This is a genomic window from Vibrio sp. 10N.222.46.A1 (assembly GCF_041473595.1).
In the GTDB taxonomy this organism is placed as follows: domain Bacteria; phylum Pseudomonadota; class Gammaproteobacteria; order Enterobacterales; family Vibrionaceae; genus Vibrio; species Vibrio tasmaniensis_A.
Window position 1 is genome coordinate 1 of the sequence record NZ_JBFRSN010000081.1, and the last position, 7,087, is coordinate 7,087.

Consider the following 7,087-nt stretch of genomic DNA (forward strand, 5'->3'; position numbering starts at 1 on the left):
AAGTTTGCGACAGAACCCGATATTGCCGTTTTTGATACTAGTAACGAAATCTTTGATTGCCTTGGGTACTCGATGTTTGCCGTTTTCATCGAGATTACTTTCTACTACGCGTTTAATGATTTCATTCACCGACTCTTGACCACATAGACCGGCGATTAAGCTAAAAGCTTGTTGGTATCTATCCTGTTCCGAAAAGCCTTTAGCTTCTTCAAAATAGAGTTCATCAACCTCTTGCTCTATTGCATATTCTTCAATAAATTCAATGACACCTTCAACGTTTGGTATGCCTACCCCATTAGTTACTTGACTTAATGCAGCACCAAATAAAAAAGTAGACCCTTTGTTATTTTTTTTGAGGCGTATATTTAGAATACGTTCATCGTAAAAGCCAATTGACATATATTGCTTTTTCTCCTGCTATTGTTTTGCTTTGTCGTTGATACTAATCACTGTGTCGATTTGAGGCTGCGAAAACTCTTTACTCATAAGCGAAGAGGTAACTAGCTTACGCGCTTTTAGAGTGCGCTTGTCGAAACTTTCAATGTTATTTAACCAGTTGATATTCTTTCACAAGGCTGTCCAATGGGATTCTAAGCCCATCGTGTAGCTTGCGAATCATTGAGATAGATAAACGTCTTTGACGGCTCAGAATCTCCGTAACACGGCTACGCTGACCAAGGAAAGGTACAAGGTCTATTCCCCTTAATTAAAAACTGGATCAGAAATTTGAATAAGGACTTTTCCTTCGCTTTCAAACACACTTTGCACTTCTTGGAAATTCCAATCATCACCAGAAGTTAAATCCGCATCAAAAGGAACAGTGGCATCAATACTTTCAAGACGCTCTAATAGCCCTTTAACATTAGAGTATACCCCTTCCTCTTTTGCTTCTTGCAGGAAGGTTCTTGGCGGTTCATGGTAGACATTACCAACAGGTAGTACACCATATTCTTTATGTTGAATCTTGACTTGTAATGTTGGTGATGCCTTTCTTAGCAATTCCAAAATCTGACTTGTTTTCATGCGAAAATTTTCCCTTAGCAACGTGTTAGTGTTCTATCGTGATACTTCATTGTTGCCGCACCAATAGACAATGTGCTGACAGCAAAGAAAGCAAACCAACGATAATTTAGATATTTGGTTACGGCTGATAATGCATCGGTTGGTACTGGTGCTGTCCACGCAACAATGAAGCTGATTACGCTACCCAACATAAGAGCAACGGTAATAATTATTCCTGCTTTAATTTTCCAATCAAAGAACTCAAAAAACATGATGTCTTTTTATCCCTTTTGTTCGTTGTCTTTGTTTGGTAGGCCATTCACAGCGTCTAAGTCACGCTGTTCACCCGCCTTTGCTATCCGTGATAACTGGCGTTCGGACTTACCCCAACGTTTTGCGATTTCTTCAAACTTCCAACCTTTAGCGTTTGCTATAAGCTGAAACTCTGTAATATTTCTACCTGTCATATGTGTCTAGTACATTCCAATTTAATTACCTGTCAAATATGTCTAGCTCACTAATCGCCAGTATTTCGACTCTCAGGAGCTAACAACGACTCAAAACGTTCTAAGTTTTTGATATTACACTCTTGATTGAATTTTTCTTCAAACCCTAACACTGTAATAAGCTCTCGTTTAGAAGTGGATAGTAAGTAAATAGCGTCCGTGTGCTCATTGAACATTTTTAGAAGAAACTCAATAGCATCAACTCGGTTTCGAGTGGATCTACCTTTCCATGCTGGCTCATGATGGAATAAACGATTCCTGAACTTATTTAATGCTCCCATTTTCTGAAATAATGTATTGAGTTTAACTCTCTTCTCTCTAGCGTTCGGGAAACACTTATCCAACTGTGTTTGCCATAGGTTATGATCTCTGTTGCGAGGGTTGTTGTAGTCTCGGTGTAACATGTGAACCCAAAATCCAAACGGTAATCGAGAAACAAGATCGTTACTGGTATATCGAGCGCCTACATCCTTTAAACACTGCTGTTCTGCAAAATCGACTTGTTTTCGAGACTCTTGACTTAGAGGAATTCGCTTATACCATTCATCATCTTCAAAGCATTCTGTTGCTGATTTATGGATTGAATTTCTCAATGTCACTTCAAGTAGCTGAACTACTGAGAAAAACTGAGACATTATACTTTGCATCGCCATATAAACGGCTATCAACTCACTATCAGATTTACAGTCGAGCACCTGACGATAGGTCTCTAGTTTTTCTGTAGAAAGTCCTTGCTTGATCTCTTCCAAATCCAAATTATTTGCCCTCTGTATCAAGGTTGTGTATTATTAGAAACAACTGAGGTTAATCCTCTTGTTGTGATAGCCCTGTCCTCTTCCGCTGGAAACAGTATTGACAACAGGTAGCGAGTTTAAGAGCCACCCTTTCGAGGGTGGCTCACTTGTTTGTAGCTAATAAAAGTACACTACATACACCCGTCATATATGTCTAGCATATTTTAAAAAGCCATATCTGCAATTGCTAGCATACTCACAGTATCTGTCTCTATAAGTCTTACCGTGGTTTCAAGGCTCTTATTTCCAAGCATCAAATGGATAGTCGGAACGTCTACTCCATGACGTTTAAGCCTTACAGCAAACGTGCGTCTACCGCTTAGAATACTAGGCTGATCAATACCAGAATCAGCCAACAATCGTTTGATGTGATTATTTAAAGCATTACAGTGGTAAGTCGTATTACCTTTCTCTGTGGTTCTATGCTTGATTTTAAAATGGTCGCCATTCCTACGCTTAAAGAATGGTTCATCAGCATCAAAAGCATTGTATTGATCGGGGTGATCACCATCTTTTAGCCGTTGCTCAATGTAGTTCTTGATAAGATTCTGTAGCTTAATGTTGGACAGATAAAAATCTCGATTCACATCGCCTTTAATGGCAAAGCATTTTGTTAGGTGTCCGTTCTTCTTAACAATGTCTCGAACTTGGATGCGACATACCTCTAGTGTTGTCATTCCACTACCCAAGAAAAATCCCATTAGACACGCATTAAGCTCTGGCTCTGGTGTCTGTGTAATGACTTTAAAGATCCAAGTTTTGTCTTTGTCCTCGATGAGCGTTGGTAGTGCCATGTGTGCATTTTCCTGTTTTGCATGAATAAACACACACGCTAACAGTGACAAGTTTAGAAATCAGTGATCTAAGGATTGGAATTACTGGCTTTGGGGGAAAACGTTCCGTAGTATCGAAATCAACTGATCACGATACTACATACTGGAGTGGTTAAGGTAATTGATGGGCTGTTGCTGTTAAAGACTCGATTTGAACTGTTTTACCTGACATAGAAACTTCTTTGGTATAAAGACTTTCTGCCTTATCCCATTCTAAAAACGCCTGATTAGCTATCGTTTGAATATTAGCTAAATTCACATCGTATTTTTGCGTTAAGCTCAAAGGAAACTTGAAATCATAACTAAGCCAAATGCCATTTTGCTCGGGACGTAATACGTGTTGCCAGGCGGAGTACTGACTACCACAATTGTCATATTCAAAATTGCAAATCTCAAACCCCTTACTTTCCGGCAACTGAGATAAATATAAATACACATCGTAGGTTTGATACTCAGGCATCGCTTCAGCATTGTTAAAATTTAACACAATAACACTGTGTGCCCCTGCCTTTGTCCCAATCTCAATATGATTGGTAATAGGGGGGGGCGTTGCAGTGTTCGTACAGCCCAATAGCGCTGATGATATTCCCACCGCAAGTAACATTTTTTTCATAAATAGCCCTTTTTTTACTGGATATCTAACCAGTATAATAAGAATCACATCACGACACAATAAACATCCTCACCAATTGATTAATGTTGAATTAATCAATAATTTCAATATGTTCTTGTTTATATATGGTTCATGCTGGCTGCTATATACTTGCATGTAGAGTCAGTATGAAGCCGACAGAGCGAAGCGGCGTCAGTATTACTAATTTAGAGAAAACTGATCATTTTGAGGTTTAGGATCAAAAAATCAAGCGAAACCAAAACACATCACAACCCGTTAACATTTAACTAAATTCTGTAATTAACTTTCAGGAGAAAACTCTAGGGTATGGAAAGAGAAATGGCTGACTTTCGAGCGGTTGTAGCTAGAGTCGTCCCCTACCGCGCAAAAGCCAGCCTAATTTTGTCAATTTAACATATGATCGATAATACAATCCAAGAAAGAAGCACCGTACGGTGACTAATTTAGGTTCTGTCGCAAACTTTGAGGATTTAAGTTAAGGTTTGCTTGATTTCTACTCATGAAACTGATTCTTAATGTGTAAGGCTGTCACTTTCCTTCTGAAGTTGTTCTTGAAACCGTACGTTATTATCTCGCCTATAAACTCAGTTATCGTGAAATTGAAGAGATACAGCTTGAGCGTAGAGTTGTTGTAGATCACGCCACTATCGATCCGTCGATAAATTTGGAAACGTGATCGATTACTACCTTAGCCCGAACCGTGATGAGGCAGCTGCCAAAGCCTTTCTGAATAAGGCCATTGCACAAAATGGTTTACCAAGCAGGTTACTGCCAAGCAATAAACTTGCGCGGGACAAGAGTGAAGAACTTGGCCCCCCTAGTGGCTGCCATACATCCTCAAACAAACAGTCCATTTCCTGGTGTCGTGGGAGAAGCGAACGGCCATGTCATTGATTTTTTACTCTGCGATCGCCATGATGAGAAAGCGGCTCGCGCCTTCTTTACCAAGGCAATCGGCTATAATGGTTTATCAGAAAAAGTGGTTATCGATAAGAGTGGTACCAACGCGTTAGCGCTGCATAACATCAATGTTCAACTCTGGCTGACGGAGAAGAGACTCAACTTGATTGAAGTATTTCAAGTTAAATATCTGAACAATATAGTTGAGCAAAGTCACCGGAAAGTGAAAGGTAAAATACATCAGTGTTTAGGGGGGGAATTTGTATGAGAGAGCCAGTTCCACCCTGGCAGGCGTGGAACTGTGGTCGATAATTAAAAACGGACAGCTCGATAATCCTGAAGGCTTATCTGCTTGGGAGCAATTTTACGCACTAGCAGCCTAATTACATCTAAAAACCAGTACACTTATACTTCATCATAATTTTGCGATACAACCCCACATTATACGGCTTTGGCTCTAGAGCTGGTTTTGTTCATTTTACTTTAAATGACTAAAGCGTTGCTCCAAATTGTTCTAACAACTCACGTTGTGCATCGGTTAGATTTTTGGGTATTTCAACTTGAACCTCCACCAATAGATCGCCCGCTTCACCTTTACGACTTGTCACGCCTTTCCCCGTCATCTTGAATTTGCGCCCTGTTTGAGTACCCGCTGGAATTTTGAGTTTAAAGCGACTGTCTAACACATTCACCGTAACTTCCCCCCCTAAAGCCGCAGTAACCATATCAACTTTGGTGTGACAAATAATGTCATTACCATCGCGGTCTAGAAACCCATGTGGTCTGGTTGCAATAATGAATAATAAATCCCCCGAAGGACCACCATTAACGCCTAAACCACCTTTACCGGAGTAACGTATCTTTTCACCATCTTTAATACCCGAAGGGATCTTAACTTTGATTTTTTTCTGTTTACCATTGATTAGCAATTCGACCGTTTTTTCAGCCCCTTGAACCACATCAATAAAGTCTACAGTAAGCGTATATTGGTGATCTTGACCTTTTTGTCCGCGTGGGCGCCCGTGTCCACCACGAGTTTGTGAGAAGAGATCCTCAAACCCTCCACCAAAGCCGCCGCCACGTTGGCGGAAGGCATCACTAAAGAAGTCTTCGAACCCACTGTGACCACCAAAACCACGATTCTCAGATTCAGTATGACAAAATTGGTCATACTGAATGCGCTTTTCTTTGTCTGTTAAAATTTCATAAGCATCTTTTACTTCTTTGAAATTCGCTTCTGCTGTCGCATCTCCGGGATTTTTATCGGGGTGATACTTCACCGCCAACTTCTTGTAGGCTTTTTTAATCTCTTTCTCCGAGGCTCCCTTAGATACACCTAGCACGCTGTAATAATCTCGTTTTGACATGCTAAAAACTCACTCAATTTCTCATTCAAACAAAAAAGGGCGTATGAGTGACCTCTTACGCCCTGAATACCAATAAGTTCACGTCTCCATGATACATAACTCAACGTTTAACAGCTCGAAAGCAATTATCCGTCAGTGGCGTTACTTCATTTCTTCAAACTCAGCATCAACAACATCGTCGTCCTGCTTAGGTTGTTCATCAGCTTGCTGTGCTTGTGCTTTCTGTTGAGTAATTTCCATTAGCTTTTGAGCTGCTTGCATAAGTTCTTGAACTTTAGCGTCGATCACTTCTTTTTCGTCACCAGACTTAGCTAATTCTAGAGCTTCGATAACCGCTTCGATTTTAACTTTCTCGTCTGCAGGTAGAGCTTCACCCGCTTCTTCTACTTGCTTCTTAGTACCGTGAATCATTTGGTCAGCTTGGTTACGTGCAATGACTAGCTCTTCGAACTTCTTGTCCGTTTCTTTGTTAGCTTCTGCCTCTTGTACCATTGCTTCGATCTCTTCCTCAGACAAACCACCTGATGCTTGTATCGTGATCTTTTGCTCTTTACCTGTTGCTTTATCTTTAGCAGATACGTTCAGGATCCCATCCGCGTCTAGGTCGAATGTTACTTCGATTTGTGGCATGCCACGTGGAGCTGGTTGGATACCTTCTAGGTTGAACTGACCAAGAGACTTGTTGTAAGTCGCTTGCTTTCGTTCACCTTGAAGAACGTGGATAGTTACTGCGCTTTGGTTGTCTTCAGCTGTAGAGAACACTTGCACCGCTTTAGTCGGGATAGTTGTGTTTTTCTCGATAAGCTTAGCCATTACCCCGCCCATCGTTTCGATACCGAAAGAGAGAGGAGTAACGTCAAGTAGTAAAACATCTTTAACGTCACCAGCTAGCACTGCACCTTGAACAGCAGCACCCATTGCAACAGCTTCGTCAGGGTTCACGTCTTTACGTGGCTCTTTACCGAAGAATTCAGTTACTTTAGCTTGAACCATAGGCATACGAGTTTGACCACCCACTAAGATAACGTCAGTGATTTCGCCTACAGATAGG

Annotated in this window: 8 protein-coding genes and 2 pseudogenes; 1 reads left to right on the top strand and 9 read right to left on the bottom strand. The window is 40.8% G+C overall.

Annotation, left to right across the window (positions count from 1 at the left end):
- The 7 genes and pseudogenes from AB4496_RS03075 to AB4496_RS03105 form a co-directional block, all read right to left on the bottom strand.
- A pseudogene (locus AB4496_RS03075) lies at positions 1 to 399 on the bottom strand (hypothetical protein); the annotation flags it as partial.
- 303 nt (positions 400 to 702) lie between these two features.
- Positions 703 to 1,023, bottom strand: a complete 321-nt coding sequence (locus AB4496_RS03080) for a hypothetical protein (protein WP_102258074.1) — start codon at positions 1,021 to 1,023, stop codon at positions 703 to 705.
- Positions 1,024 to 1,037: 14 nt separating this feature from the next.
- Positions 1,038 to 1,274 (bottom strand): hypothetical protein, encoded by a 237-nt coding sequence (locus AB4496_RS03085; protein ID WP_102258075.1) that lies wholly within the window; start codon positions 1,272 to 1,274, stop codon positions 1,038 to 1,040.
- Positions 1,275 to 1,283: 9 nt separating this feature from the next.
- A complete protein-coding gene (locus tag AB4496_RS03090; RefSeq protein ID WP_017086662.1) occupies positions 1,284 to 1,469 on the bottom strand; it encodes a hypothetical protein in 186 nt (61 codons plus the stop codon).
- Between the two features lie 50 nt (positions 1,470 to 1,519).
- Positions 1,520 to 2,263 carry a hypothetical protein gene (locus tag AB4496_RS03095; protein ID WP_102258076.1) on the bottom strand — a complete coding sequence of 248 codons (744 nt, stop codon included), beginning with the start codon at positions 2,261 to 2,263 and terminating at the stop codon, positions 1,520 to 1,522.
- A 203-nt stretch (positions 2,264 to 2,466) separates the two neighbouring features.
- On the bottom strand, positions 2,467 to 3,096 hold the full coding sequence (locus AB4496_RS03100; RefSeq protein ID WP_102258077.1) for a site-specific integrase: 630 nt from the start codon (positions 3,094 to 3,096) through the stop codon (positions 2,467 to 2,469).
- Positions 3,097 to 3,247: 151 nt separating this feature from the next.
- Positions 3,248 to 3,748, bottom strand: coding sequence for a hypothetical protein (locus AB4496_RS03105; RefSeq protein ID WP_017104225.1), 501 nt, complete (start codon positions 3,746 to 3,748; stop codon positions 3,248 to 3,250).
- Between the two features lie 544 nt (positions 3,749 to 4,292).
- Between AB4496_RS03105 and AB4496_RS03110 the strand changes: the two are divergent.
- Positions 4,293 to 5,052 (top strand): annotated as a pseudogene (locus AB4496_RS03110) (transposase); the annotation flags it as partial.
- A gap of 108 nt (positions 5,053 to 5,160) precedes the next feature.
- Here AB4496_RS03110 and AB4496_RS03115 read toward each other — a convergent pair.
- On the bottom strand, positions 5,161 to 6,036 hold the full coding sequence (locus tag AB4496_RS03115) for a DnaJ C-terminal domain-containing protein (RefSeq protein WP_017096991.1): 876 nt from the start codon (positions 6,034 to 6,036) through the stop codon (positions 5,161 to 5,163).
- Between the two features lie 141 nt (positions 6,037 to 6,177).
- On the bottom strand, positions 6,178 to 7,087 hold a 910-nt coding region (locus tag AB4496_RS03120; protein WP_372130579.1), incomplete at its 5' end, for an Hsp70 family protein.

Bases quoted from the DNA above. Each gene is read 5' to 3' on its own strand.
- AB4496_RS03080 (WP_102258074.1), bottom strand. From the start codon at position 1,023: ATGAAAACAAGTCAGATTTTGGAATTGCTAAGAAAGGCATCACCAACA.
- AB4496_RS03090 (WP_017086662.1), bottom strand. From the start codon at position 1,469: ATGACAGGTAGAAATATTACAGAGTTTCAGCTTATAGCAAACGCTAAA.
- AB4496_RS03105 (WP_017104225.1), bottom strand. From the start codon at position 3,748: ATGAAAAAAATGTTACTTGCGGTGGGAATATCATCAGCGCTATTGGGC.
- AB4496_RS03115 (WP_017096991.1), bottom strand. From the start codon at position 6,036: ATGTCAAAACGAGATTATTACAGCGTGCTAGGTGTATCTAAGGGAGCC.
- AB4496_RS03085 (WP_102258075.1), bottom strand. From the start codon at position 1,274: ATGTTTTTTGAGTTCTTTGATTGGAAAATTAAAGCAGGAATAATTATT.
- AB4496_RS03100 (WP_102258077.1), bottom strand. From the start codon at position 3,096: ATGGCACTACCAACGCTCATCGAGGACAAAGACAAAACTTGGATCTTT.